This is a genomic window from Serratia sp. T13T92, assembly GCF_047530105.1.
In the GTDB taxonomy this organism is placed as follows: domain Bacteria; phylum Pseudomonadota; class Gammaproteobacteria; order Enterobacterales; family Enterobacteriaceae; genus Chania; species Chania fonticola.
This window is the reverse complement of sequence record NZ_JBLJAK010000054.1, coordinates 1-26,075: the sequence shown is the minus strand read 5'-3', so window position 1 is coordinate 26,075 and position 26,075 is coordinate 1. Positions and strand designations below refer to the sequence as shown.

The following is a 26,075-nucleotide window of genomic DNA, read 5'->3' as shown; positions in this document are numbered from 1 at the left end:
CGTCACAATGAAGGTCACGTCGATGTTCGGCACCAGGTTGCCGTTCGCATCCTTCACCGTCGCCGTCAGCGCATTGGTCTCCTGACCGTCCGCCTTCGCCCCGCTGTTGACCGTAAAGTCCGCGTCAACAATGGTCGCCGTGGTGGTGTCTGCCACAAAGTTGACCGTCTTCTGCTTCCCTAGGTCCGCCGCATTGACCGCCGACTTCGCTGTCACCGTCACCGCTTCAACCGTACCGTCCTTCAGCGTCACCGTGGCCTGGCCGTTGGTGTCCGTGACTGTTGGCGTACCCAGCACCGCGTCACCAACGGAGGGGGTAAACATCACCGCCGTATTCGGCACCGGGTTGTTGTTGGCGTCCGTCAATGTCGCCGTAAAGGTAATGACTTTGACTCCATCCGCCACCTGCTCCAGGTCCGGCGCACTGGTCAATGCCGTCACCACGCTGGTTGATGCGTCTGCCGTCAGCGTGACCGTCGCCGGGGTGGCTACGGCCGCACTCCCCGCGACCAGCGGGGTAATGACCACTGGCCCCGCGGTAGGACCCGCCGTCAGCGTCGCGCCATAGGTCCCGTCTCCGTTGTCCGTCCAGACACCCACGCTGCTGCCCGTTGCACCATTACCCGTCAAGGGGGCCGTGGTCACGGTCAGGCCAATGATGGGACCATTGGTTGTATTCTTCGCCGTAAAGGTCAGTGCACTGGTTTCAGTCACCGGAATGCTCGTCGGATTGGCCACCACTGTCGACTTGCTCGCATCCACCTTGTCCAACACAAAAGCTGAATTTTTTGGCCCCGCAGTCATGGTACCCGCCGGCGTCGTTACCGACGCCGTCACCAGGTTGTCCGCCGCCACCAGACTCACCAGCGTGGCTTTGGCCACACCCGACTCATCAGTCTGTACCGTCTGTATAGCCGGTGTCGCTGCCCCCTCGGTCACCGCAAAGGTCACGTCAATACCCGCCCCCTGCACATTACCGGAAGCATCCGTCACCGTTGCCGACAGCGCATTGGTCTCCTGCCCACCCGCAAGCGCCCCGGTGGTCACCGAGAAATTCTCCGCGAGAATAGTTGCGGTGTCTGGGTCTGCCACAAAGTGGGTGTCCGTCTTGGCACTGTTGCCATTGGACAGCGTCGCCGTCACCACCGACGTCCCCGCCTTGAGATTGGTCAGCGCCGCTGTGGCCTGGCCCTGCGCATCGGTGGTCGCCGTCAGGGTCTTCAGGGTCGCACCATTGTTCGCCTCGAACGTCACCTCAATGCCCGCCACTGGCTGCTGCGTCTGTGAGTTCTTCACCGTCAGCCGCACCACATCTTCGGTAACCCCATCCGCTGCAGCATAGTCCTTATCTTCCAGGACCTTAAATTCGCTGATGTCGTTTAACGAGCGCGTCACCGTCAGGAGGGTCATGTCCTCGTTGGAGGCATTGCCCCGCGGATCATACGCCACTGCCGTCAACATGAAGCCGTTGACCGCCCTGAGTTGCTCAGGCGTAAACGCCGGCAAGGTCACCATCAGGGTGTCCTTGCCCGTGACCTGGAGCTGTCCTCCCGCCGAGACCAGCTCAGGGGCAGTCCACACGATATGCTCCAGACCGTACTTGGCCTGCACGCTCGCGGTAAGCGTGAGTTGTTCCCCCGCCGCCGCCGTCGCCGTCTCCGGCAACGTCAAACGGATAAGGTCCTGCTTGCGGTAATCCAGCACAATGGTGTTGTTACGCGCAACGAAATCATACCGGCTCCCCACCAGGCTGCGCAGTATGCCCACCGCTTCCGGGTCGGTCTGGGCTGCCCACGGCACCCCGAAGCGGTAATTCATTCCCAGCGAGACCTGCGTATCACTCACCCCACCACTGCCGTTTTTATGGTCAACACCCAGGGTCACCAGCGGAACCGGGGTGTAGTTGAGCCCCAGCGTCAGCGCCGTCGGGTTCTTGCTGCGGTCTTCAAAGCTCGCCAGGGCCACATTGTCGCCCCGGTAGGCTTCATACATCACCTTGCCGCCAATCTGTGGGTAGGCAGGCAGATAGGCTTCAGCACGCACGTCGTAACCGTTGGCCGGACGCTCGTCGTAGTCTTCCTGCAGCGGAGACTGGTGCCAGTCGGTCAGACCGTGATACAGGTTGGCCGACAGTTTCAGGTTATCCGTCCAGGCCTCAGTACCAACGCCCAGACGGCGGTTCTTGCCGGTGAGGTCGTAATCAAAGAAGGTGTTGGCCCCCAACATCCAGTTGCTGTCGGTAAACTGGCGCACCCCCAACCCGAGGTTCAGGGTGGAGCGGTCATCATGACGGCGCAGACCGGTCTGACTGAACAGTAATGTCGTGTCCAGGTCCAGCAGCGGTACCAGCAGGTCAACGTCACCGCCAATCTGCCCACCCTGACCAAAGGTCATCTGCGTCCGGGCATGCCCGACCTGGTTCAGCCAGTCTTGCAACGCCTGATTGGCCAGGCCGGTAGCCACGCCTTTCATCTCGGACACCGCATAAGCCGTACTGTTGTCCGCCCCCAGAACGCCCTGCAGCCTCATGGCGGCGGACGCGGTCTGTTCGAGTGGGTCGGACGCCGTCTGTGCAGACGGGGAAACACCCTGCGCACTGAACGGCGAGGAGGAAGACAACTCAGGCAGGTTCATGTCACTCGGAGGTATTGCCGGCGCAGCTGGAGTTGCGGCTACAGAGGCCGCCGGCGCAGGTACGGGCGCGGAACCAGACCCAATCAACCCGTGCTGCGACAAGGCCTGCAGCGTGGAGGCTGACTGTTCAATGGCGGTCTTTTCTGCCGCCCTGGCCTGAAACAGTGGCGCAAAACTGAACATAATGCTGCTCAGCACCTGCAACCAAATTACCAGAAAGGCAACAGGCCTCTGGTAACGCGAGACTATCCGATGTGACATGCTATGACCTGCCTATAGAAGCAATGTGCAAAATGGTGGGAGTGGTAATAAAAAAACGGCAACTTTCTGTCTTGTTACAGAAGATTGCCGAATGTTACTTATGGTATAGCTGAAATAAAATTTCCTTCCAGGCTATTATCAAAAAGAAACGCCACGCTCACGGAAAAAGAGACCACCGAGTCTTTTAGAGTGCGTCAATATGTTTGACGATCCCGTTAACATGGGTAAACGAGGAATACTTGACGCGAGCGCACAGCACGACCAACTTGGAGTCCAGCGCCATGCTGAACAGTTCTTTTTGGTCTTTATCCAGTTTGGGCGCAGTCAGTTGGTATATCTGATGGGAGTCGTTCAGGGCATCAAATTGAGAGCGGTAGTTATTAAAGGTGGTATCCTTCATGGTTTTTAAAACAGAAAAATCATCCACACAACGCATATCCTGAGTTTGAGCTAACGTTTTAGTGTCACCCGCCCCTGTTGACGTCGTGCTTTTATGCGTACATCCGACCAATAACAACAACGCTCCTGCAACCAGATAAAATCGAGTCATAACCCTAAGCACCCTTCATGTTTAAGACTGTCGTGTTAATTCAAAGTAAGCGCCTGCAAAACAGGCATGTACTCAAACCCAAGTAAATCAAAATTTTCGAGGCATAACGATAGCTTCCGACCACCACCAATGGAACTATGTTTTTTAAAACACGTTAAATTTGGCTCATTGTTCTTTTTGTTGATTTTAATTGAATTTTAATTCCAAAAAACACCAAGCCGTGGTTACCCATCATTCCCTTCTTGGTTCTTCGTTCTAGGCGGTTTGCGGGTTCATGCTCAAAACAGGACGGAGTGAGTAAATGTTTAAACTAAAGATCCGGCAGAAGCATTCCCGGGTCTTATCCGGTAGACTCACCCGAAAATCAAGGCATTGCTCCCGGCGTAAACCCGCACAGGTTAATGGCCAACGGAGTACGCAGACCGAAGTCAGGCGGTAGCGAGGCAGCGGCTTACGGGGAGCAACGACTACTGGAAATGGAAAACGGCTTACAACCGGCGGTCGGTGGCCGAAACGGCGATGTACCGAGTCAAACAGCTGTTCGGCGGGCACCTTACGCTGCGTGACTATGATGTGCAGATCGGTGAGGCTATGGCCATGATCCGTGCATTGAAAAAAATGACGCGTGCAGGCATACCAGAAAATGTGCGGATTGTCTGAGAAAATGACCGATAGGAGGATCTGTTATTTAAATCCTATTTATTCAATAAAGCCACTCAGGGGTGGAGTGTTTAAGCATTTCATTTCTCCGCATGATGAATATAACGGCATGTTACCTAGACGAAAACCAATTGGAATGTGAGTTACCCGAAACATTACGGTAATGTTGCGGTGATCGCCGGTTCTGCATCACACAGAACCGGTTAGTCGGAGAAGGTATTTTTCGGGAAGGGTTCACATAAAAAAAAGCTCATAACCTTAATGAAGAAATCAAAATCAGAAACAGCACTTACCTTGGAAAAGAGTCCTCTTTTCTGGGTGCTGATGGTTTTAATGCTTCTCCCGGTTTTAACTGAAATACAGGTAACACTATTTCCACACAGTAACATGCGCCCAATATTCAACTCTGCCGGGGTCAAAACCACTGTTAGCGAAAGCCGGGCAAAACCCAACAGCACTTGTTTTTTGACCACTGTCGAGTTCAAATCCAAATCAATCTTACCTTCCACCTGATACAAGACACACCTCTAACCTCACACTTTTTATGTAATAAATTCTAAACAAAATTTCGAAACACAGATACCAGTATCGTTAAAATTAACTTTTTTAATATAAAAGAACAATATTTACGTGTAAATTATAATTAAAAACTAAAAAACATAGCCGTAATGAGTAAGAACGGCTCTGTCGCATTACCGTAGGCAAGTCAGCAAAAGTTGCGCTGCCGTTTTTTTAGGCAGCCAACAGATAAAATTGTTCCGCGGGTGATAAACTCTCTCCAGTGGAATATTGACGATGCCTTTTGCGTATCATGTGGACTAACTCAATGCCCGCTAATATCGTCTGTGCTCGACGAAATGATTTGAATCCCAACATTGGCCGTATTCGACGATTTATATTTCGGTGATCTTGTTCAACCAGATTGTTCAGGTATTTGCTCTGCCTGACGGTAATCATCTCTTTCGTCGGTGTACCGGCATTGAGCGTGGCCAGTGCTGCCATGTTGGCACCACTTTTATCAATGGTCACCACCTCGGGTTCGCCGTGATGACGAATGACTTTGCGAAAGAAGCGCAGCGCCGCTGCAGCATCCCGTTTGGCGGTCAGCAGGAAGTCGATGGTCTGGCCTGCAGTATCTACCGCGCGGTAGAGATATTTCCATTGCCCTTTAGGTTTCGTCCATTCGCCATCGACGCCCCACTGAACGTTTATGTCGGCGAAATGCCTTATCCAGCAAGGGCACCAGACGGATGACCCAGCGGTGTAACGTGGAATGGTCAACGGCAATGCCGCGTTCAGCCATCATCTCTTCGAGATTGCGCAGGCTCAGGGCGTAAGCCAGATACCAGCGAACGCACTGAGCGATAATATCAGTGGGGTAATGCAGGCGACGGAAGGCTTTCCGGATGAGAGGCATGGGCAGGCAACATCGTAAAAAACAGAATGTTACCTGACTACGCCTTAATGCGACAGAGCCGTTAATCCACATGATACACAAAGGGCAGTTTTAGCATCCGCAAGGGGATGGGTTGTCACCGGCAGAACAGTATTATATTCTGGCTACCTAAATAATCGACAACACCACCTTTTCTGACTTGCCGTCGTTAACGCGACAGAGCCAAATGATCTGAGGTTGATACAGTAGATCAAATCAGGATATATGTGGTGAATAGATGTTCAAACTTTCATTAAATGTTCAGATTAATTATAAAACCACGTATCAATAAAGCTATTTAATGGAAGCGGGTGACCGTAAAGATACCCCTGTAAATAATCAACATTTAACTCACGCATTCTGTCAGCCTGTATATTCGTTTCGACCCCCTCAGCGACAGTTTTTAATTTCAAATGTTCTGCTAATGAAACGACACAAGAAATTATGTCATCAGATGTATTATTTATACCAACGTATTTGACAAACTTCTTATCTATCTTGATAATATCGAAGTTAAAGTCTTGTAAATAAATTAAATTAGAATACCCTGTACCAAAATCATCAATAGAAAGTGTTACACCTAAATCATGAAGACCATTAAACACCTGCTGAGATACTGTAGTATGTTGTAAATATTCTCTCTCGGTTATTTCAAGATTTAAGTGTATATATTCACTGTCAATAGCACTTAAGAAAAAACAACAGTCATTGACTATATCCATGTCATTACAGTGCGTTGCCGAAATATTAAACCCAATTGTAAAACTTTCTGATATTTTATACACAATGTCTTTAAATGCACATTCGACCTGATACATAATACCTTTAGTGATTTCAATAATCATTGCATTAATTTCTATAAAAGAAATAAACTCATCTGGATGTATAATGACAGAGTTCTTATAGTTCCATCTAAGTAAAACTTCACAACCAACAAGCTTTCCACTTTTACTTTCAATCAATGGCTGCAGGAATGGTATAAACTCATTATTAACGATGGCTGATTTAATCACGTCCATTAGCATTACCACCCTTGTTGAAAATAGTGAAATTACTTCATATAACTAACAATATGTTACCATTAATATTTACGTAACATATTCACGATGACGTATGTTTATAATATATCAACTTTACAACTCTCCATGGTAAAATATCGTTAGATCTCGTTATGGATATGAGAAATTGATATAGGCTTGCTTGGTAAAAATACCCACCCCAACAGCGCCACCAGTGAGAGCATATTGAGCACTAATAGGAATTATCTCTGTGCCTCCTCCCGAACCATTAACCACTTGAATACTACTAAAAGGCGTCAGGGTTGTTTTGTAGACTGGTGCGGGGCCAAAATTGATCGGGGCATTATCAAGCAAAATTTGTATCCCTATTCCAGACGGTTCATTTTCTCGTTCTGTCAAAATATTACTCACATTAGTAGGTTCAAGAGTATCAGTAATGGTGATCCAAACATTAACACCAACGGGACAATTATTAAGGATAAGGTTTCCTGTTGGGTAGTTAACTGGATTATTGTTGATAATATCCGTACTGGAGACAGTCGGCAATGCCAATGTAATTGACGTATTTTGTAACTGACAAGCGGTTGATGACACATTTACTGTTAATCCACCTGTCAACGTTGTTGTTACTCCGGTTAATACAACTCCCGAACTTGAATATAAACCATTACCACTGGCGTTAAATAAATAAAGCCCAGGGATATGTTGCGTACCCGTAGCCAATGCCAATGAATTCGTTAAAATATACTTAATCGAAATATATACAGGCACAATAGAGTTAATCGGCAAGCTAAAAACTTGACTGTTATGAAACCCCACTCCAACCATCGGAACATAAGGGCCATTAGCAATCTGATAACGAATGATAAGACCAATGCCTGCAGTTGCTGTTTGATAGACATCATAAGTTAAACCATCGTCAATATCGACGTAATTCTTCATCAGAATATTCAAACCAACATTGTATCGCCAATAGGCACCATTAATTGCCGGAGAGCATCGAAAAGCCAAGTTAGAACCATGATCTTGCGAATGAATCCAGGCACCTAATGGCGTGCCTTGTATTATATCGCTACCTTGCCCTGCAAAATAGTTTTGGGCGGGGGAGCCAAATGAAGGGTGGGATAATATACTACATGTTGCATGCACGGGGCTAATCATCGTCAAAACAAAAAAGATAAAAAAAACCATTAGACAATCTATTCGTTTTCATATTAAATATCCTTGTGATAATTATGGTTATACATGTCATTTCTGTGGTAAACATACCGAGCCAGATAAAACACGATATTCTTCTACCGGGCTATCGTTAACTGGCAAATGGTAGCTTACCAAACAAGATTCTTCGGTTTTATTTCCCCATTTTATCTGTAATATCCCAATATCTTGGCTTAAATGACGTAAAATTAATAATCCGTCCTGGCCAACAATCCCGACAGACATTCCTTTTTCATCAAAAACATCAGAGGCAAAAGGTAAACTGTCCCCATCCGGTCGAGTGCTTCTAATGATGGCCGAGCGCCCCGCATTATCAGTTTTAAATTTTATGGGGAGTACCGCATCAGCACTTGGGATCGCTGTCTGCATCGATGAATCCAGAGATATATTCATCGGTAACCCTTTGGGATCAAAACCAATATTATTGATAGAAAATGGAGACATATTCGGCACAATAGCCAGTCCTGAAGCGTTAATTTCAACATTTGTTCCGTTAAGTACTTTAGCTCCAACGGCATCTTTCGCCTCAATAATACCAACAGTACTGTTGGCAATACGGGAAGAAGAAAGAACCAAACCTCCGTTATAACCGATCATAGTTCCTGACATACCCACGGACCCCTGATGATAGTCCTGACTCATTGATGCGCTAGCATTGAGTGCCGCCGAAGAAGCTATGTAGCTAATGTTGCCATTAGTGACAGTAGAGTTCTGTTCAGTAGAATTGATTCCAGCATCAGCGTATGATGCTCCCACGTTATATGTCAGTTGATTCCTGTCACCATAAATCCCCGCAATACTTTGATTCAAAGTCGAGGCGCGAGTAACATCATTATAGTTAAATGACGTGGAAGAAAATGCTTTGGCATCTTGACCAATCGGAATTGAAACTGTTGTCATGTAGTTATTTTTCCAAATATTTGTTTGTTCTGAATATACCCGAGAGGCTGATGGATTCAAACTAATACGACCAAATGTTTGGCTATATCCGAGTTGATATTGATAATCTGACCCAGATCGATCCCAATAATTATGTGAAGAACCGGCGAGAAATATTGTCCCGTAATCCCATAGATTTTGATTAAGTACGATCTGCAGTCGATTGCGTTCTTTGGGGATTGATGTGATATCAATCCTATTTCCTTTCTTGTCCAAATCGAGTAATTGGGTAGCATGAGGTAAGGTAAAAAAATTGCGGGTAGCGAAATGGTAAGCGGCTACGCCAATATTGGTCTCTGTCGTGAAAATCGCTGTCGAATAATTTAAGTGTAAACTTTCACCAGATAAACTTTCACTATTTTCAAAATGAACACTAGAATAAGTGGCATCTATACCTAAGGTACCAATATCGGTGTTTAGTGCCACTCCACCAGTTCCACTGTTATAGTTATCAGAAACAATGCCGCCGCCATAAGCAGTCACAAAACTGGTTAACCCATATTGTAAGACTCCCTGTGCAAGATAAGGTGTATGGGCTAGCGTCGTATCGCGATATTTACCGGCGACAACACTATAGCGAAATGTCCCCTCACGCAATGCGGCGGGGGCTGAAGCGTATGGTACGGTATAACTGAGTATACGACCATCAGCTTCAGTCACGATAACTTCTAAATCAGCCTCACTTCTAGCTGTATATAAATCATTAATGCTAAAAGGACCTGGCGAAACGTTTGTTTCATATAATATACTATTATTTTGACGGATCTGAACAAGGGCATTGGTAAAAGCAGCCCCATGAATTGTCGGTGCATAACCACGCTGGGAAGGTGGCAGCATGCGATCATCACTGGCTAGCACAAAACCACGAACAGGAAAGCTGTCTAATACACGACCGTCAGAATTAGTATCACCTAACACTAATTTTCTTTTTAACGGGGGAATTGAGCGTTGAAGATAAGAATCGATATATGTATAGCGCGTCGTGGTCTCCACGGCATTATTATACGTCAGGTTGCCGGTGTGTCGTAGGCGCCAAGATCCATAATTCGCGCCTGTTCTCAGACCAAGAAATCCATTTTTTGAACCAAAGTTATCCTTGCTTTGGTTCTGATTATAATTGGCAGTATATTCAACTAAAACGGCGGGAACCCCATCATTCCACAATTCAGGATCTACATAATCTTTAGGGACATTCAATAAATTTGCTTGTGGAATATTCATGCCTAACTGCAGCTTACTGATATCAAATTGAGTTGATGCTTGTGGGATGAGCTCTGAGAGAATAAGGCAGGTTTCGGAAGTATCATCAATTTTTTTGATTTTTTTTACGGATAATGTATCAAAGTTCACACTGACCATCTTAAGTAATTTACGGCTAATACAAGGATGAACATTATCTTTATCTGAACCAATGTTTTTAAATGTAACCTGAGCTCGGCCTAACTTTCTTTTATCAACGAGTAAATCAACCAAATAATCACCAGGTAATATGGCATTCGGCTTATTAAAACGTTGAATGTCTATCGTCTCTTTCGCCCCATTCATCAGAAAACTGGAATTAAATCCACTATCTGTAAGGGAAGGCGTTTGCAATGGCAATACATGACTTTTGGTTTGTGGCACAGTCGCAATGACCGATAACGAGTAGAAGAATGTCAACATAACTGTAAATAATTTTAGTCTTGAATGACACATTGTTAATTGCCTATATAATAACTGTATAAATTGACACCTAGCCAGCCACATTACTATATTAGTCCTATCCTTTATAAACTTTAATATCACAGTGAACTAAATAATAACGACCAATTATAAAAAATAAAATAATATGTGAATTTATAGCCTATATAATAGGGTTAATGCATTATGAATGTGTTAGTTTATCAGCGGCATTTCACCTTTAATTATTTCACCTAAATCACCAATAGCTTCATATCTAATTTTAACATTACTCCCTACATTGATACTCTCATCCACACTGAGTGTGACGGTGTCATGTGGGGCTAACATATTGGGCGTGACTTTGATAAGACGTCCGTCACTCCTGACCAAACTCACTCTATTAAGTGAAACATAAAAAGGTGTTGGATTATAGCTGATTAATGAATTTTTTCCCAACTGCTTTATTAATCGCCATTGTATTTTAGTCGGAGCATCGTGAGCATCCCCTACCAATTCACTAGGACGATAGAATAATTTAAACCGTGAGCGGGCAGCCAACTGAACATATTGTTTTGTCTGATCATCTGCCGAGGGTTTTGGTGGTATGTCTAATATATTCAACCAAAAAACAGACTCTTTATCACCAGGTAATTGATGTTCGCCAATATAAAAAATTCTTAGCGTTTGACTGTTGTTAGCTTCGATCCGCGCCAACGGCGGTGTAACCACAAAGGGAACTTTAAGTTTGTCTGGCGTTTTTATGGTGTCCCCATCATCTATCTAAGCCTGAAATAATGCAGGTTTATCAAAGTTATTTTCTAACCGAAAATTAGCCTCTGAAACATCGGAATGGTAAACCAAGCGTGTCGCTTGAGCCGTAATATTTGCCCGGACAGACACAGAAACCAATAAAAGAACAAAAAAACAGCCATGTGCTTTTATCCAACCAAGATTAAACAGCATGAATAACCACTCCAAAATACAACCCTAAAAAACTTGCGCTAATAAATATTAGCGCAAGCTAATTCTAGCTTAAACTTAGTTGTAACGAATAGTATAGCTAAGCGCGCTAACAATTGTGCCCGGCTCCACCGCTACGCTAGCGCCAGTACGCGCAAGCGCCAAACTATAATTCAGATTATTATCCCCTTCAACGGCGTCAGTAATGGAAGTTGAACCCGTACCATTATTGAGGTTCACCCATAATGGTGATGAAGTGTTAGCCCCGTTTTTATCAAACAATGCGATTTCCACCCCGGTTGCCGTACCCGTTTGCTCCAAATTACCGGTATTAGTGTCAGCATTAGTTGGATCAAAATCAATACCCAATATTGGCTGCCCATTATCTGGGCAATTAACCACAATAGTAAATGGCGTCGCGTTGGTCAAACCATCAGACAAAGTTGCCGTAATTGCCTCAGCATTAATTGAATCCAATGTTACTGTCGGGGTCGTTGGTGTACAGGCACCCGCGGTAACTGTACCGGTAATATTAATCGTTCCATCAACAGCTAATGCAGAATGGGACATGAAAAATAGAGCAGTCGATATACTGATACACAGAATTTTTTCATACATACATCCATAATAATCATTAAGGTTAATTTAATTAAAGTCTGTCATTCCTTGACAGTGTCATCGTTGATAATCCTTGTACTTCTTTAGTATGAAAGAAAATGCATTTTTTAAATATTCACATATCAACTATTTAACTTTAACAAATTTCTATACCAATCAGAAAAAGAAAAGCTAAACGATTCACTTCGACAGCAGTGTTATTCACGTTCTAAATTTTGTCAAAAATGAAATCCAACGTTTAGGAAAAAAACGACACTTCATTAAACATTTATAGGGGCAATAACCAACAGCGCTACGGAAAGTTAAAAAACAGAATTAAATGTTTAATAATTAGGATTTAAGAGGATTAAAATCCAAATTACAATTAAAAACCTACAGCTATACAGGTCGCTATTCCGCGGAACGAGATCGCGGTTGGTTTTCAGGATCGACTTTATCTGCTTCAGACGGGTCAATCCTTCGCTGTTGGCCAGCCTGCAACTGTTGTTGACCAGCTCCGGCGGATACTCGCGTGTCAGACTCAGTAGTCCAAGGCACAGGCGATAGGTCTGATCCGGATGTGCTTTTTCTACCGGGCGTTCGCTGTTCAACTGCAGCGAGTCATGGCCCATGCCGGAGGCCCAGTTTTTCCGCCGACCCGGTGTTCACTAATGGTGGATAAGATCAAAAACGCTTACCTAACCGGCATCCACAGCCTTTGGCTAGGCCATTGGTTTTGCCGATTAGTCGGTGATACCAAACCACCCAGAGCTGCATTCATTAAGAGCGTGTGTTGTAATGGTCTAATCATCCCGGACACTTTGTTAGAGATATAATAAGCAGCACTAACGAGGTGAGAATGCGCAGAAAAACGTTTACCCATGAGTTCAAACAGGAATGTGTCAACCTAGTCCTTCAGCACAACTATCCAGTGACACAAGCTGCTAAAAAAATGAACATTGGTCTTTCAACATTGCAACGCTGGCTACGCCAGTATCGCGGAGAAGTTCGTGGCGAGACTCCGGCAACCAGTGCCATTACACCTGAACAACGGCGGACACGTCCTCGAGCAGATACAGGTAAAACCAGAGCCCCGTCGTGACCGACTTCAGACAGGTGATATCCCAAGTCCAGAGCTGGTTCGGTGCTGTCGCATTCCATGTTGACAGCGGCTTGCTCTCGGCGCTTTTTTCCGCCCACGCCGCATCATCTCGCCTGCGTGGCGCAGCACACGATAGAACGTGGACTCGCTGGCTATATACCGCTTCTCATCGGCCAGTCGAGGCACGATTTGTGCTGGCGGCAGACTGGCGAACCGAGGCTCATGGCAGACAGCAAGTATCTGCTGCACTTCTTCGGCGCTGAGCTTGTTTTTCGGCACCGGACTAGGTGACGTAGCCCGTAGATCGTCTGACACCCTGCGCCAACGCTGTAAAGTCCGCTGACTCAAGCTTACGTGCTGACAAGCCTTTGTTAATGAGGCTCCACTGTCGACCGCTTCCTGAACCAGTAGCATCAGCTGCTGGCGGTTGGCGCTGCGCGTCATTCGTCCTCGCTTTCTTCGCCGAACAACGCCTTGAACTTATTTTCCAATATCAACAGCGCTGCGGCTTCAGCCAACGCCTTGTCCTTGCGGGCTATTTCTCGATTAAGTTGTTGGTTTTCTTTCTTTAATCTCTTTATTTCCGCTTTCTCTTCACGCGCTCTGGGCTGCATAAATTGGTCCTTCCACTGCTGGATCTGCTCGGGGTAGAGGCCTTTACGGCGACAATATTCAGCAACAGCATGAGCAGAAAGTGGTGCGGTTCAGACCTGTTGGGCGGGACGGGTCTGGACCCGTTCTGCCCCGGCGCAAAAATAGGCCCCCGGTCATGGCAGCCAGATAACGCGGGGGATGTAGTCAGGGCCTGGCGAGAGGGAGGACATCCAGAAAATACCGGGCCCGGAATGATAGTGAATCAGTGATGTTTTTCATACATAAATAGCGTAAAATAAGTGCAGTTTTTTCACTTTTTTGAGCGTTTAAAAATGACCGGATATGACCTGAGATTATGGCGAATTGGTCTTGGCTGGAGCCGGGATCGGGCGGCGGAAGAGTTGGGCGTCTGCCTGCGTGCTTACAAGGATTATGAAAATGCGCCGCGAGTAAAGCGCGCCGTTGAGCTCGCGACTATCACCCTTTCTGTTCATGACCTGCTTCCTGTTTTTCTGAGCCGGAAAACAGGCAAACAGCAGGTGGTGGATATGCTACAGACTATGATGGCTGATGCACTGCCCCGAAAAACGCCACTCTGACGGGACCGCGCTCGATGCGCGGGCTCGTCAGTCAGGGATATCTACCCGATAAGCGCTTTGATTTTAGCCCTGATAATCTGTAACTCTTCATCAGTGACCTGCCCTTTTTTCGTCGCCCCTCTGACCCGCCAGGCTATACTTTTCACCTGATCAGCAAGCGCTACTCCATCACGTTCTCCGGACAACTCAACTTCGAATGGATAGTCCTTCGTTTTGGTCGTGCAGGGGACGCAAAGGCAAAGCCCGGTTTTATTGTTATAGATAAATGGACTGAGTACCACTGCCGGGCGATGCCCAGCCTGCTCACTGCCCTTCGTAGGATCAAAATCAACCCATATCACATCGCCGGAATCCGGCACAAACCGACTGACCATTACCAGATTTCCTTACCAGCAGGCTCACCCCACTCAACCAGATCATGAAGATTTTCTGGCGTGATCCCGCTAACCAGCTCCGCCAGCGAAAATACAGGTTCTTTTTTTACCGGTTCAATAACCAGTTTACCGTCAACCAGATCAATCCTGACCTCGTCATCAATATTCAGATTCAGCGCCTGCATCAGTGTTGCCGGGATGCGAACAGCTGGAGAATTTCCCCAGCGCTTTACGTTTCCGTGGATCATATATACCTCATTAACCCCAAGCGAATGTATCTACATTATACATCAATCCACATTGTAGATACACTCATATTTCTCAGTCGCCGCTACGTTCATCATCATGATGCATGGCTCTGTCGCATTAAGGCGTAGTCAGGTAACATTCTGTTTTTTACGATGTTGCCTGCCCATGCCTCTCATCCGAAAAGCCTTCCGTCGCCTGCATTACCCCACTGATATTATCGCTCAGTGCGTTCGCTGGTATCTGGCTTACGCCCTGAGCCTGCGCAATCTCGAAGAGATGATGGCTGAACGCGGCATTGCCGTTGACCATTCCACGTTACACCGCTGGGTCATCCGTCTGGTGCCCTTGCTGGATAAGGCATTTCGCCGACATAAACGTTCAGTGGGGCGTCGATGGCGAATGGACGAAACCTAAAGGGCAATGGAAATATCTCTACCGCGCGGTAGATACTGCAGGCCAGACCATCGACTTCCTGCTGACCGCCAAACGGGATGCTGCAGCGGCGCTGCGCTTCTTTCGCAAAGCCATTCGTCATCACGGCGAACCCGAGGTGGTGACCATTGATAAAAGTGGTGCCAACACGGCAGCACTGGCCACGCTCAATGCCGGTACACCGGCGAAAGAGATAATTACCGTCAGGCAGAGCAAATACCTGAACAATCTGGTTGAACAGGATCACCGAAATATAAAACGTCGAATACGGCCAATGTTGGGATTCAAATCATTTCGTCGAGCACAGACGATATTAGCGGGCATTGAGTTAGTACATACGTAAAAGGCATCGTCAATATTCCACTGGAGAGAGTTTATCACCCGCGGAACAATTTTATCTGTTGGCTGCCTAAAAAAACGGCAGCGCAACTTTTGCTGACTTGCCTACGGTAATGCGACAGAGCCCTTTGAAGTGTCTGGGTTTGGAGTCAACGTAATTATCTCCACGCCTGAAGCCCCAACACCGTTAACAAATGGAATTGTAATAGCGTACCCCTCAATACTCCCGCTGAGTGTGCTGATGTAAGTCCCAGAGCCAACAGGAGTCTCCACTACTGGAGTTATCGTTACATCTACGCCAAGGTGCGAAATTTGCACATCGGTTAGCCCTATTACAGGTTCGTTTTGAAAATCCCTTGCATTAAACGTCAACGTGGAAGTGTCATCACTAGCCGCCATAATTTCTGAAGGTGACGCCTTAAAGGTTGATTTAACCCTATCTACATCATTGGGTACAAACTGCGAATTCTTCTCCAAAGTGATAATGTGACCCGTCTTCGCAGTAACCAAATTCCCGCCTTCCTTCATACTCACCAGTGCGGCGCTAGCTACGCCATCTGCACCGGTCAGCACCGTCTGTGTTGCCGGGGTGGCACTACCGCTTATCACGGTGAAATCCACACTTGCATCCTTCAGTGGATTACCAAATGCATCTACCACCTTCGCGCTTAGTGTGTTGCTCTCAACTCCGCCGGGCTTAGCTCCACTGTCCACAATGAAATCTCTATAAAAAATCATTGCTGTCGTGGCGTCTGCCGTGATGGCATACTCCCCGGAAGAAACAGGGTTGTTCCAGCCAGTCAGCTGCAGCGTTGCCGTGAGGTTATCTCCAGCGGTTTCCGCTTTGTAGGTGGCCTGGTATACACCTTGGGTTTCCGTTGGCTCCCAGTCAATGGACAGCGTCGCATTCGGGACATTGACATCGAATTTCAGCCCCTCGTGCAGGGTATCCGTATTGCCACCGGTCTTATCCTTCAGCGTCACCATGACCTTGATGTCCTCACCCGCTGTATAGTTGGGGCTATCCACGACAATGGTTGACCCATCCTGCACTGGCTCTCCGGGTGTAAAGGTCACCTTAACATCTCTGCCACGATCACCTCCATTCGTTGCCACCTGGGCAGTGACCGTAAACTCTCCCGCGTTATTAGCTGTTAGTGTGCCCCTTATGTTACCGCCCAAATCGGTCACGCCGGCAACATTCAATTGCGCCCCCTCTGGCGTGGTAAATGTCACTTCCGCTCCTAGGACGGGCTGGCCGTGAATGTCTACCACGTGTGCTATGACGCGGATGGAGTTGTCGACAGTCTCCGTAAGAGACTCAGCCGAGAGTTCGCTGACAACCGCCGTACTGAGGTTTTTTGTCAGCGTAATCACCTTGGCCACCTTAACAGCCCCAACACCATCAACACGTGCCATAAGGCTAACTTGCCCTGAATAAAGCCCATGTAGCGTACTGGTGTAAGTCCCTGGTTCGGACTCGGACTCCATTGCAGCCGTTATTAATACCGGGACGCCAAGGTAAGTGAAATCCACCATGGTCAACCCTTCGACAGGGACACCATCTGCATCCCTCGCTTTAAGCGTCAGGATGGAAGTCTCTGGGCTAGCCGCAGTAATCTCATCATCACTCACCGTAAAGGTTGATTTATCTATATCTACTGAGTTGGCTTCGAACATCGAATTGACAGCGTTGCTAATCACAGTATCTGCACTCGCAGTAATCAAATTATCCCCTTCCACCTTACTCACCAGTTCGGCGATAGCTATACCATTCTCATTGGTTGTTGCATTCTGCGTCAGGGTCCTGTTCGTCGTTTTGAATGTGGCGCTACCCTCCACCACAGTAAAGGTCACCTCTACGTCTTTCCGTAGATTGTCATAGCTATCTGTCACTGTTGCTGTTAGCTGGTTCGATTCTTTCCCGCCAGGCTTGGCCCCTGTTTCAGCCAGTAAAGTAATTTTTATTGTATCTTCATCGGGCGTGATGGCATACTCCCCGGAAGAAACCAGGGCGCTCCAGCCCGTCAGCTTCAGCGTCGCCTTCAGACCCGTGCCCGCCGTCTCCGCCACATAGGTCGCCGTATAGGTGCCCGGGGTCGACTCCACCCACGCCACACTCGGCGTCGCGTTCCCCTTCGGTACCGTCACCGTCGTTGAGGTCAGCAAGCCTGCGCTGCCCTCTACCGCGTTACCTGTTGCATCCTTCAGTGTCACCGTGACCTTGATGTCCTCACCCGCGGTATAAGTCGTACCTTCCACAACGATAGAAGACTGACTTTCTGCTGGCTTACCTCCCGCAAACATAACAGTAACCTCACGTGAGGCGCCATTGGATAGTGTTGCTGTAACAACGACCTCGCCCGCAGCTTGATTGGTTAACGTTGTTGCAACCACGCCATCCGTATCTGTTACTCCTGTAGGGGTTGTTATCACCGCACCATGGGTGGCGCTGAAGCTGACCGTTTCCTGAGCAAGGAGGTTGTTGTTTGCATCGCGCACAATGGCCTGCACTTCATTTGTCGCGCTACCATCCGCCTGCGCATTGTTGTGCACCACCGTCAGGTCTCCCTCAGCAATACCGCCTGTGCTCGGGTCTGCAATAAATGTGGTATCGACCGATTTGCGATTACCGTTCGATAGCGTAGCGGTGACCTGGCTGACGCCGGATGTTATATTTGTCAACTCAGTCGATGCCTGCCCTCTCGCATCAGTAACCCCTTCAGCACTCGTAAGCGTAGCGCCATTAGTGACCACAAAGACAACCTTCATACCAACAACCGGTTGCTGCGTTTGTGTGTTAAGCGCGGTCAGTCGCACCTTGTTTTCTGTTTTACCATCAGCCACAGCGTCATCTTGAATAGTAATGAACTCGATGATGTCGTTGGTTGACTGGGTTACGGTGAGTAACGATACGGCCTGATTAGAGGTATTACCCCGAGTATCGTAAGCCACGGCCGTCAACATGAAGCCGTTGACCGTCCTGAGTTGCTCAGGCGTAAACGCCGGCAAGGTCACCATCAGGGTGTCCTTGCCCGTGACCTGGAGCTGTCCTCCCGCCGAGACCAACTCAGGGGCAGTCCATACGATATGCTCCAGCCCGTACTTGGCCTGCACGCTCGCGGTAAGTGTGAGCTGCTCCCCCGCCGCTGCCGTCGCCGTCTCCGGCAGCGTCAAACGGATAAGGTCCTGCTTGCGGTAATCCAGCACAATGGTGTTGTTACGCGCCACAAAATCATACCGACTCCCCACCAGGCTGCGCAGGATACCCACCGCTTCCGGGTCGGTCTGGGCTGCCCACGGCACACCAAAGCGATAATTCACCCCCAGCGAGACTTGCGTGTCACTCAACCCACTGCTGCCGTTTTTATGGTCAACACCCAGGGTCACCAGCGGAACCGGGGTGTAGTTGAGCCCCAGCGTCAGCGCCGTCGGGTTCTTGCTGCGGTCTTCAAAGCTCGCCAGGGCCACATTGTCGCCCCGGTAGGCTTCATACATCACCTTGCCGCCAATCTGTGGGTAGGCAGGCAGATAGGCTTCAGCACGCACGTCGTAACCGTTGGCCGGACGCTCGTCGTAGTCTTCCTGCAGCGGAGACTGGTGCCAGTCGGTCAGACCGTGATACAGGTTGGCCGACAGCTTCAGGTTATCCGTCCAGGCCTCGGTGCCAACGCCCAGACGGCGGTTCTTGCCGGTAAGGTCGTAATCGAAGAAGGTGTTGGCCCCCAACATCCAGTTGCTGTCGGTAAACTGGCGAATGCCCAGTCCCACGTTCAGGGTGGAGCGGTCCTCATGACGACGCAGACCGGTCTGGCTGAACAGCAATGTCGTGTCCAGGTCTACCAGCGGCACCAGCAGGTCAACGTCACCGCCAATTTGCCCACCCTGACCAAAGGTCATCTGCGTCCGGGCATGCCCGACCTGGTTCAACCAGTCCTGCAGTGCCTGGTTGGCCAGGCCGGTAGCCGCGCCTTTCATCTCGGACACCGCATAAGCGGTACTGTCATCCGACCCCAGAATGCCCTGCAACCGCATCGCAGCGGAGGCTGTCTGTTCAAGCGCCTGGGATCCTTTATCGTCTGTGGACGTCGACTTATCCACGTCGAACGGGGAAGACAGTTCAGGCAGGGTCATGTCACTCGGAGGTATTGCCGGCGCAGTTGGCGTTGCGGCTACAGAGGCCGCCGGGGCAGTTGCCCCCCACGTGTGCACAGGCGCAGGCGCGGAACCAGACCCAATCAACCCATTCAGCGGCAAGACCTGCAGCGTGGAGGCTGACTGTTCAATGGCGGTCTTTTCTGCCGCCCGGGCCTGAAGCAGTGGCGTAAAACTGAACATGAGCGTGGTTAATATCTGTAACCAAATTACCAGAAAGGCAACAGGCCTCTGGTAACGCGAGACTATCCGATGTGACATACTATGTCCTGCCTATAGAAACAATGTGCAAAATGGTGGGAGTGGTAATAAAAAAACGGCAACTTTCTGTCTTGTTACAGAAGATTGCCGAATTTTAGAGTGCGTCAATATGTTTGACGATCCCGTTGACATTGGTAAACGAGGAATACTTGACGCGAGCGCACAGCACGACCAACTTGGAGTCCAGCGCCATGCTGAACAGTTCTTTTTGGTCTTTATCCAGTTTGGGCGCAGTCAGTTGGTATATCTGATGGGAGTCGTTCAGGGCATCAAATTGAGAGCGGTAGTTATTAAAGGTGGTATCCTTCATGGTTTTTAAAACAGAAAAATCATCCACACAACGCATATCCTGAGTTTGAGCTAACGTTTTAGTGTCACTCGCCCCTGTTGACGTCGTGCTTTTATGCGTACATCCAACCAATAACAATAACGCTCCTGCAACCAGATAAAATCGAGTCATAACCCTAACCACCCTTCATGTTTAAGACTGTCGTGTTAATTCAAAGTAAGCGCCTGCAAAACAGGTATGTACTCAAACCCAAGCAAATCAAAATTTTCGAGGTAGAACGATAGCTTCCAACTACCACTAATGGAACTATGTTTTTTTAAAACTCGTTAAATTTGGCTTATTGTTATGTTTTATTAAATTAAAAGGGTTTTAATTCCAAATAAAAGACTCGCCTGTAGTTACCCATTATGACCTTCTTGGTTCTTCGTTCTAGGTGGTTTGCGGGTTCATGCTCAAAACAGGACGGAGTCAAGCGGTAGCGAGGCAACGGCTTACGAGGAGTAAGGACTACTGGAAATGGAAAACGGCTTAAAACCGGCGGTCGGTGGCCGAAACGGCGATGTACAGAGTCAAACAGCTGTTCGGCGGGCACCTTACGCTGCGTAACTATGATGTGCAGATCGGTGAGGCTATGGCCATGAACCGTGCATTAAACAAAATTACGCGTGCAGGCAAGCTAGAAAATGTGCGGATTGTCTGAGAAAATGACCGATAGGAGGATCTGTTATTTAAATCCTATTTATTCAATAAAACCACTCAGGGGTGTAGTGTTTAAGCATTTCATTTCTCCGCATGATGAATATAACGGCATGTTACCTAGACGAAAATCAATTGGAATGTGAGTTACCCGAAACTTTACGATAATGGTGTGGTGATCGACGGTTCTGCATCACACAAAACCGGTTAGTCGGAGAAGGTATTTTTCGGGAAGGGGTCACATAAAAAAAGCTCATAACCTTAATGAAGAAATCAAAGTCAGAAACAGCACTTACCTTGGAAAAGAGACCTCTTTTCTGGGCGCTGATAGTTTTAATGCTTCTCCCGGTTTTAACTGAAATACAGGTAATACTATTTCCACACAGTAACATGCGCCCAATATTCAACTCTGCCGGGGTCAAAACCACTGTTAGCGAAAGCCGGGCAAAACCCAACAACACTTGATTTTTGGCCACTGTCGAGTTCAAATCCAAATCAATCCTACCGTCCACCTGATACAAGGTACACCTCTAACCTCACTCTTTTTATGGCTTTGTTGATTAAATCGGATTTAGATAAAAGCGCCCCCCGTCACTGACTTCCTCAGGCAATCCGCACACTTTCTGACATCCCTGCACACGTCATTTTGTTTAAGGCACGGATCATGGCCATAGCCTCACCAACCTGCGCATCGTAGTCACGTAGCGTCAGGTGCCCACCGAACAGTTGTTTAAGTTTCGGCCACCGACCGCCGGTTATAAGTCGTGTTCCATTTCCAGTAAGCATTGCTCCCGGTCAGCCTCTGCCTGGCCACCGCCTGATTTCTGTCCGCATACTCCGCCGACCAGTAACCCGCCCGGGTTCGCGGCGGGATAAGCGCCTTGATTTTTTTTCGCCGCAGCTCGTCATGGCAAAGTTTTGTGTCATAAGCGCCATCGGCAGAAGCGACCTTAACTTTCCGGTGGGTCTGACGAATAAGTCCTGGGAATGCCTCTGCGTCAGTCACATTATTCAGGGACAGGTCAGCGCAGATAACCTCATGAGTACCGGCGTCCACTGCCAGGTGAAGTTTCCGCCAGACGCGGCGCTTTTCCTGACCGTGTTTTTTCACCTTCCACTCCCCTTCACCGAAGACTTTTAATCCGGTGGAGTCGATAACCAGATGGGCAATTTCGCCGCGCGTGGGGGTTTTAAACGGGATGTTGACGGACTTAGCCCGCCTGCTGACGCAGGAGTAATCCGGGCACCTGAGCGGGAGTTTCATCAGGGTAAAAATGGAGTCAATAAATCCCTGTGCGGCGCGCAGCGTGAGGCGAAAAACACGTTTGAGCATCAGTACGGTAGAAATAGCGAGCTCAGAATAACGTTGAGGACGACCCCGTGAAGACGTGTTGGGCTTGTCATACCAGGCCTGAATGGCCGACTCATCAAGCCAGAAAGTCAGTGAGCCCCGATGGATGAGTGCCTTGTTGTAGGTAGCCCAGTTGGTGATTTTGAACTTTTGTTTTGCCACGTGATATCGCTGCAGGATCAGGAGTGTGGTGATCTGATCCTGACTACGGCCAAAAGTTCGATTTATTCAACAAAGCCGATATATGTGGTAAATAGATGTTCAAACTTTCATTAAATGTTCAGATTAATTATAAAACCACGTATCAATAAAGCTATTTAATGGAAGCGGGTGACCGTAAAGATACCCCTGTAAATAATCAACATTTAACTCACGCATTCTATCAGCTTGTATATTCGTTTCGACACCCTCAGCGACAGTTTTTAATTTCAAATGTTCTGCTAATGAAACGATACAAGAAATTATGTCATCAGATGTATTATTTATACCAACGTATTTGACAAACTTCTTATCTATCTTGATAATATCGAAGTTAAAGTCTTGTAAATAAATTAAATTAGAATACCCTGTACCAAAATCATCAATAGAAAGTGTTACACCTAAATCATGAAGACCTTTAAACACCTGCTGAGATACTGTAGTATGTTGTAAATATTTTCTCTCGGTTATTTCAATATTTAAGTGTATATATTCACTTTCAATAGCACTTAAGAAAAAACAACAGTCATTGACTATATCCATGTCATTACAGTGCATTGCCGAAATATTAAACCCAATTGTAAAACTTTCTGATATTTTATACGCAATGTCTTTAAATGCACATTCGACCTGATACATAATACCTTTAGTGATTTCAATAATCATTGCATTATTTTCTATAAAAGAAATAAACTCATCTGGATGTATAATGACAGAGTTCTTATAGTTCCATCTAAGTAAAACTTCACAACCAACAAGCTTTCCACTTTTACTTTCAATCAATGGCTGCAGGAATGGTATAAACTCATTATTAACGATGGCTGATTTAATCACGTCCATTAGCATTACCACTCTTGTTGAAAATAGTGAAATTACTTCATATAACTAACAATATGTTACCATTAATATTTACGTAACATATTAACGATGACGTATGTTTATAATATATCAACTTTACAACTCTCCATGGTAAAATATCGTTAGATCTCGTTATGGATATGAGAAATTGATATAGGCTTGCTTGGTAAAAATACCCACCCCAACAGCGCCACCAGTGAGAGCATATTGAATCCTTGTACTTCTTTAGTATAAAAGAAAATGCATTTTTTAAATATTCACATATCAACTATTTAACTTTAACAAATTTCCATACCAATCAGAAAAGCTAAACAATTCACTTCGACAGCAGTGTTATTCACGTTCTAAATTTTGTCAAAAATGAAATTCAACGTTTAGAAAAAAAAACGACACTTCATTAAACATTGATAGGGGTAATAACCAACCTTACCACCTAAAGTTAAAAAAACAGAATTAAATACTACATAATAATAACTTAAGAGGATTAAAATCCAAATTTACAATTAAAAACCTACAGCTATACAGGTCGCTATTCCGCGGAATGAGATCGCGGTTGGTTTTCAGGATCGACTTTATCTGCTTCAGACGGGTCAATCCTTCGCTGTTGCCCAGCCTGCAACTGTTGTTGACCAGCTCCGGCGGATACTCGCGTGTCAGACTCAGTAGTCCAAGGCACAGGCGATAGGTCTGATCCGGATGTGCTTTTTCTACCGGGCGTTCGCTGTTCAACTGCAGCGAGTCATGGCCCATGCCGGAGGCCCAGTTTTTCCGCCGACCCGGTGTTCACTAATGGTGGATAAGATCAAAAACGCTTACCTAACCGGCATCCACAGCCTTTGGCTAGGCCCTTGGTTTCGCCGATTAGTCGGTGATACCCTCGACGCCGTAGTGACAGCGTGCCGTTGAGTTTCTGCGCAGGTGTTCTCCAGATTTGGCCATCCACACCAGGTGTATTACGGCCGGTATTGCTCGTTACGCGTTGCACAGCCAGCAATTTGGCCGAAATCGCGTGGGTCAGGAGCCATTGCAGGGCTTTCACCTTGCCCCAGCGCCTTTCCCGGGTTGCCTTCGCGATACGCATTTGCAGTCGTAGCACCCGTTGTTCAATGGCCCGCCAGTTAATGGTGTCCCAGTGAATAACGCGGGAAGATGCACCAATCAGCGGGGTGCCCGTTGTTGTTATTTGCCTTTCCTCCTCATAACGATCCTGCCAACTCTCTCGCGAGGTAAGACCTGTCGGACGTTGGCGCACTTTCGTGTCGAGTAACGTTAAAACCCGTATCCGGACCATTACAGCCCGGCTTTCGCTTTTTCCGACTTCCCAAGCCCGCACCGCCATAGGCAATCTTTACAGATTGCTGTCCTCTGAGGGGACGATACGGGGTTTCCACGTTCCGTCTGTGAAGTTCGCGGGGTTAGGTGTGTAGTGGCATAGTGAATTTGGCCACCTGAACAGAGGTGATATCATCACCTCAACCACTAAACAGGTGACAAAATGACTAACAAAACGAGACGGACCTTTTCTGCCGAATTCAAACTCGAATGTGCTCAACTTATCCTTGACCAGGGCTACTCATTCCGTGCAGCCAGCCAAGCCATGAATGTCAGCACATCGGCACTCGAATCCTGGGCTAGGCAACACCGCCAGGAGCGTGAAGGGGTCTCACCTAAAGCTTCACCACTGACTACCGAACAGCTGCGCATTCGTGAGCTGGAAAAGCAGGTTCGTCGCCTGGAGGAACACAACACCATATTAAAAAAGGCTACCGCTCTCTTGATGTCAGACTCCCTGAACAGTTCTCGCTAGTTGAAAAACTCAGGAGCAGTCACACCGTCAGCCTTCTCTGCGATGTTTTTGAAATACATCGCAGTAGCTATAAATACTGGGCAAAAAGGCGGAATGTCATCAACCCAGAGCGGGTCAGACTCCATAGCGAAGTTCGTCGTGTACACCGTCTCAGTAACGGTCGGCGTTTGTCAACGTAGTTGTCGCGTGAACCGTGATTTAAGCGGCCTGTTTTAGCCCGGCTTCCTGGCGGTCAGGATTGAGTGAGACATCTCCTATCGGTGCCCAGTTTCGCGTGTGACCAGACCACCGCTCTGGATAGTGTTCTCTCGCCTGCTGGTACAGATGATGACGCTGTTCCAAGATAGCCTTATCCTCTCCTCGATGTCGCTCTGCAGGCGTCACAAAGCGGATCCGGCTGTGTTTATGGTCGTTGTTGTACCACTGAACGTAGCGCCCCTTCGGGGCGAGCACGGCAGCAAAGCTGCCTCAACCGTCCTTAAGACCCTGCCTCACATCAACGCCGGCGGCGGCTGATCGTGCCCAGCCCCTCGCGATCTCGCCCCGCACTGATACCCGCATAAAATAGCACGCCTGCGACGTGAGCCGGCTGACGCCGAGGCTCTTTTCCCATACCCTGCCACCCTCTATACTCTGCACAATGTATATTCCGCGACCCGCAAAGCTGCTGTTCCAGCATGACCACGGCTGGAACAAGTACCTGGATAAACGTAAGCGTCGCTGGAACCCCACCTGTTATTGCGTTCGCGATGTTGCCATGATCTTGTTCCCGATCATCAACACGGAGCAAACCCATGAGGAACATCCGCACGCCCGAAGAATGGCACGCCCTTTTT

The 26,075-nt window shown here is 47.7% G+C and carries 19 protein-coding genes and 10 pseudogenes; 8 read left to right on the top strand and 21 right to left on the bottom strand.

The annotated features are described in order from the left end of the window. On the bottom strand, positions 1–2,895 hold a 2,895-nt coding region (locus ACMV5I_RS26240), incomplete at its 3' end, for an inverse autotransporter beta domain-containing protein (protein ID WP_414825620.1). 184 nt (positions 2,896–3,079) lie between these two features. Then, entirely contained in the window at positions 3,080–3,445 is a 366-nt protein-coding gene (locus ACMV5I_RS26235) for a hypothetical protein (protein WP_414825619.1), read from the bottom strand. 402 nt (positions 3,446–3,847) lie between these two features. On the opposite strand from ACMV5I_RS26235, the pseudogene ACMV5I_RS26230 reads away from it, so the two are divergent. After that, positions 3,848–4,105: pseudogene (locus tag ACMV5I_RS26230) on the top strand (IS5/IS1182 family transposase); the annotation flags it as partial. A 203-nt stretch (positions 4,106–4,308) separates the two neighbouring features. Here ACMV5I_RS26230 and ACMV5I_RS26225 read toward each other — a convergent pair. Both ACMV5I_RS26225 and ACMV5I_RS26220 read right to left on the bottom strand, forming a co-directional pair. Next, positions 4,309–4,623 carry a hypothetical protein gene (locus ACMV5I_RS26225; RefSeq protein ID WP_414825618.1) on the bottom strand — a complete coding sequence of 105 codons (315 nt, stop codon included), beginning with the start codon at positions 4,621–4,623 and terminating at the stop codon, positions 4,309–4,311. 214 nt (positions 4,624–4,837) lie between these two features. Then, a pseudogene (locus tag ACMV5I_RS26220) lies at positions 4,838–5,522 on the bottom strand (IS6 family transposase). Positions 5,523–5,583: 61 nt separating this feature from the next. Here ACMV5I_RS26220 and ACMV5I_RS26215 point away from each other — a divergent pair. After that, positions 5,584–5,673, top strand: a pseudogene (locus tag ACMV5I_RS26215) (IS6 family transposase); the annotation flags it as partial. Positions 5,674–5,806: 133 nt separating this feature from the next. Here the strand turns inward: ACMV5I_RS26215 and ACMV5I_RS26210 are convergent. The 7 genes and pseudogenes from ACMV5I_RS26210 to ACMV5I_RS26180 all read right to left on the bottom strand — a co-directional run. After that, positions 5,807–6,559: an EAL domain-containing protein gene (locus ACMV5I_RS26210; RefSeq protein WP_414825617.1), complete on the bottom strand. Its 753-nt coding sequence runs from the start codon at positions 6,557–6,559 to the stop codon at positions 5,807–5,809. Positions 6,560–6,709: 150 nt separating this feature from the next. Then, complete coding sequence (locus ACMV5I_RS26205) at positions 6,710–7,750, bottom strand: fimbrial protein (RefSeq protein ID WP_414825616.1); 1,041 nt, start codon at positions 7,748–7,750, stop codon at positions 6,710–6,712. Positions 7,751–7,807: 57 nt separating this feature from the next. After that, positions 7,808–10,339, bottom strand: a complete 2,532-nt coding sequence (locus ACMV5I_RS26200) for a fimbria/pilus outer membrane usher protein (RefSeq protein ID WP_414825615.1) — start codon at positions 10,337–10,339, stop codon at positions 7,808–7,810. A 252-nt stretch (positions 10,340–10,591) separates the two neighbouring features. Beyond that, positions 10,592–11,158, bottom strand: coding sequence for a fimbria/pilus periplasmic chaperone (locus ACMV5I_RS26195; protein ID WP_414825622.1), 567 nt, complete (start codon positions 11,156–11,158; stop codon positions 10,592–10,594). Next, complete coding sequence (locus tag ACMV5I_RS26190; protein ID WP_414825614.1) at positions 11,159–11,341, bottom strand: hypothetical protein; 183 nt, start codon at positions 11,339–11,341, stop codon at positions 11,159–11,161. A gap of 75 nt (positions 11,342–11,416) precedes the next feature. Further along, entirely contained in the window at positions 11,417–11,956 is a 540-nt protein-coding gene (locus ACMV5I_RS26185; protein WP_414825613.1) for a fimbrial protein, read from the bottom strand. Positions 11,957–12,354: 398 nt separating this feature from the next. Continuing rightward, a pseudogene (locus ACMV5I_RS26180) lies at positions 12,355–12,600 on the bottom strand (IS21 family transposase); the annotation flags it as partial. Positions 12,601–12,794: 194 nt separating this feature from the next. Here ACMV5I_RS26180 and ACMV5I_RS26175 point away from each other — a divergent pair. Beyond that, positions 12,795–13,037 carry a transposase gene (locus ACMV5I_RS26175; protein ID WP_414825612.1) on the top strand — a complete coding sequence of 81 codons (243 nt, stop codon included), beginning with the start codon at positions 12,795–12,797 and terminating at the stop codon, positions 13,035–13,037. Positions 13,038–13,043: 6 nt separating this feature from the next. On the opposite strand, the gene ACMV5I_RS26170 is transcribed toward ACMV5I_RS26175, so the two are convergent. Together ACMV5I_RS26170 and ACMV5I_RS26165 are read right to left on the bottom strand one after the other, a co-directional pair. Further along, complete coding sequence (locus tag ACMV5I_RS26170; protein WP_414825621.1) at positions 13,044–13,451, bottom strand: helix-turn-helix domain-containing protein; 408 nt, start codon at positions 13,449–13,451, stop codon at positions 13,044–13,046. A 26-nt stretch (positions 13,452–13,477) separates the two neighbouring features. Further along, positions 13,478–13,708 (bottom strand): annotated as a pseudogene (locus ACMV5I_RS26165) (transposase); the annotation flags it as partial. A gap of 222 nt (positions 13,709–13,930) precedes the next feature. Here ACMV5I_RS26165 and ACMV5I_RS26160 point away from each other — a divergent pair. Further along, positions 13,931–14,230: a helix-turn-helix domain-containing protein gene (locus ACMV5I_RS26160; RefSeq protein WP_414825611.1), complete on the top strand. Its 300-nt coding sequence runs from the start codon at positions 13,931–13,933 to the stop codon at positions 14,228–14,230. A 41-nt stretch (positions 14,231–14,271) separates the two neighbouring features. Here ACMV5I_RS26160 and mazF read toward each other — a convergent pair whose 3' ends face one another. Both mazF and mazE read right to left on the bottom strand, forming a co-directional pair. Continuing rightward, complete coding sequence (mazF, locus tag ACMV5I_RS26155) at positions 14,272–14,604, bottom strand: endoribonuclease MazF (RefSeq protein WP_414825610.1); 333 nt, start codon at positions 14,602–14,604, stop codon at positions 14,272–14,274. Continuing rightward, positions 14,604–14,852, bottom strand: coding sequence for a type II toxin-antitoxin system antitoxin MazE (gene mazE, locus ACMV5I_RS26150; protein ID WP_414825609.1), 249 nt, complete (start codon positions 14,850–14,852; stop codon positions 14,604–14,606). The genes mazF and mazE overlap by 1 nt, the downstream gene beginning before the upstream one ends. A 166-nt stretch (positions 14,853–15,018) precedes the next feature. Here mazE and ACMV5I_RS26145 point away from each other — a divergent pair. Then, positions 15,019–15,698: pseudogene (locus ACMV5I_RS26145) on the top strand (IS6 family transposase). 31 nt (positions 15,699–15,729) lie between these two features. On the opposite strand, the gene ACMV5I_RS26140 reads toward ACMV5I_RS26145, so the two are convergent. Together ACMV5I_RS26140 and ACMV5I_RS26135 are read right to left on the bottom strand one after the other, a co-directional pair. After that, positions 15,730–20,040, bottom strand: a complete 4,311-nt coding sequence (locus ACMV5I_RS26140) for an inverse autotransporter beta domain-containing protein (protein ID WP_414825608.1) — start codon at positions 20,038–20,040, stop codon at positions 15,730–15,732. A 94-nt stretch (positions 20,041–20,134) separates the two neighbouring features. Beyond that, entirely contained in the window at positions 20,135–20,377 is a 243-nt protein-coding gene (locus ACMV5I_RS26135; protein WP_414825607.1) for a hypothetical protein, read from the bottom strand. A 415-nt stretch (positions 20,378–20,792) separates the two neighbouring features. On the opposite strand from ACMV5I_RS26135, the pseudogene ACMV5I_RS26130 reads away from it, so the two are divergent. Further along, positions 20,793–21,029: pseudogene (locus tag ACMV5I_RS26130) on the top strand (IS5/IS1182 family transposase); the annotation flags it as partial. 599 nt (positions 21,030–21,628) lie between these two features. Here ACMV5I_RS26130 and ACMV5I_RS26125 read toward each other — a convergent pair. The 3 genes and pseudogenes from ACMV5I_RS26125 to ACMV5I_RS26115 form a co-directional block, all read right to left on the bottom strand. Beyond that, positions 21,629–22,538, bottom strand: a pseudogene (locus ACMV5I_RS26125) (IS5 family transposase). A gap of 123 nt (positions 22,539–22,661) precedes the next feature. Then, positions 22,662–23,414 carry an EAL domain-containing protein gene (locus ACMV5I_RS26120; RefSeq protein ID WP_414825606.1) on the bottom strand — a complete coding sequence of 251 codons (753 nt, stop codon included), beginning with the start codon at positions 23,412–23,414 and terminating at the stop codon, positions 22,662–22,664. A gap of 820 nt (positions 23,415–24,234) precedes the next feature. After that, the gene (locus ACMV5I_RS26115) at positions 24,235–24,684 is read right to left on the bottom strand and encodes a reverse transcriptase N-terminal domain-containing protein (RefSeq protein WP_414825605.1); all 450 of its coding nucleotides are present in this window, start codon (positions 24,682–24,684) and stop codon (positions 24,235–24,237) included. A 206-nt stretch (positions 24,685–24,890) separates the two neighbouring features. On the opposite strand from ACMV5I_RS26115, the pseudogene ACMV5I_RS26110 reads away from it, so the two are divergent. Next, positions 24,891–25,400: pseudogene (locus ACMV5I_RS26110) on the top strand (transposase); the annotation flags it as partial. A 37-nt stretch (positions 25,401–25,437) separates the two neighbouring features. Here the strand turns inward: ACMV5I_RS26110 and ACMV5I_RS26105 are convergent. Further along, positions 25,438–25,671: pseudogene (locus ACMV5I_RS26105) on the bottom strand (IS3 family transposase); the annotation flags it as partial. Positions 25,672–25,879: 208 nt separating this feature from the next. On the opposite strand from ACMV5I_RS26105, the gene ACMV5I_RS26100 reads away from it, so the two are divergent. Then, the coding region (locus ACMV5I_RS26100) for a hypothetical protein (RefSeq protein ID WP_414825604.1) at positions 25,880–26,075 on the top strand (196 nt) is incomplete at its 3' end.

What these genes read in the sequence shown, in the direction of transcription:
- ACMV5I_RS26235 (WP_414825619.1), bottom strand. Translation starts at nt 3,445, where the DNA reads ATGACTCGATTTTATCTGGTTGCAGGAGCGTTGTTGTTATTGGTCGGA.
- ACMV5I_RS26210 (WP_414825617.1), bottom strand. Translation starts at nt 6,559, where the DNA reads ATGGACGTGATTAAATCAGCCATCGTTAATAATGAGTTTATACCATTC.
- ACMV5I_RS26205 (WP_414825616.1), bottom strand. Translation starts at nt 7,750, where the DNA reads ATGGTTTTTTTTATCTTTTTTGTTTTGACGATGATTAGCCCCGTGCAT.
- ACMV5I_RS26190 (WP_414825614.1), bottom strand. Translation starts at nt 11,341, where the DNA reads ATGCTGTTTAATCTTGGTTGGATAAAAGCACATGGCTGTTTTTTTGTT.
- ACMV5I_RS26185 (WP_414825613.1), bottom strand. Translation starts at nt 11,956, where the DNA reads ATGTATGAAAAAATTCTGTGTATCAGTATATCGACTGCTCTATTTTTC.
- ACMV5I_RS26175 (WP_414825612.1), top strand. Translation starts at nt 12,795, where the DNA reads ATGCGCAGAAAAACGTTTACCCATGAGTTCAAACAGGAATGTGTCAAC.
- ACMV5I_RS26170 (WP_414825621.1), bottom strand. Translation starts at nt 13,451, where the DNA reads ATGCTACTGGTTCAGGAAGCGGTCGACAGTGGAGCCTCATTAACAAAG.
- mazF (WP_414825610.1), bottom strand. Translation starts at nt 14,604, where the DNA reads ATGGTCAGTCGGTTTGTGCCGGATTCCGGCGATGTGATATGGGTTGAT.
- mazE (WP_414825609.1), bottom strand. Translation starts at nt 14,852, where the DNA reads ATGATCCACGGAAACGTAAAGCGCTGGGGAAATTCTCCAGCTGTTCGC.
- ACMV5I_RS26140 (WP_414825608.1), bottom strand. Translation starts at nt 20,040, where the DNA reads ATGTCACATCGGATAGTCTCGCGTTACCAGAGGCCTGTTGCCTTTCTG.
- ACMV5I_RS26120 (WP_414825606.1), bottom strand. Translation starts at nt 23,414, where the DNA reads ATGGACGTGATTAAATCAGCCATCGTTAATAATGAGTTTATACCATTC.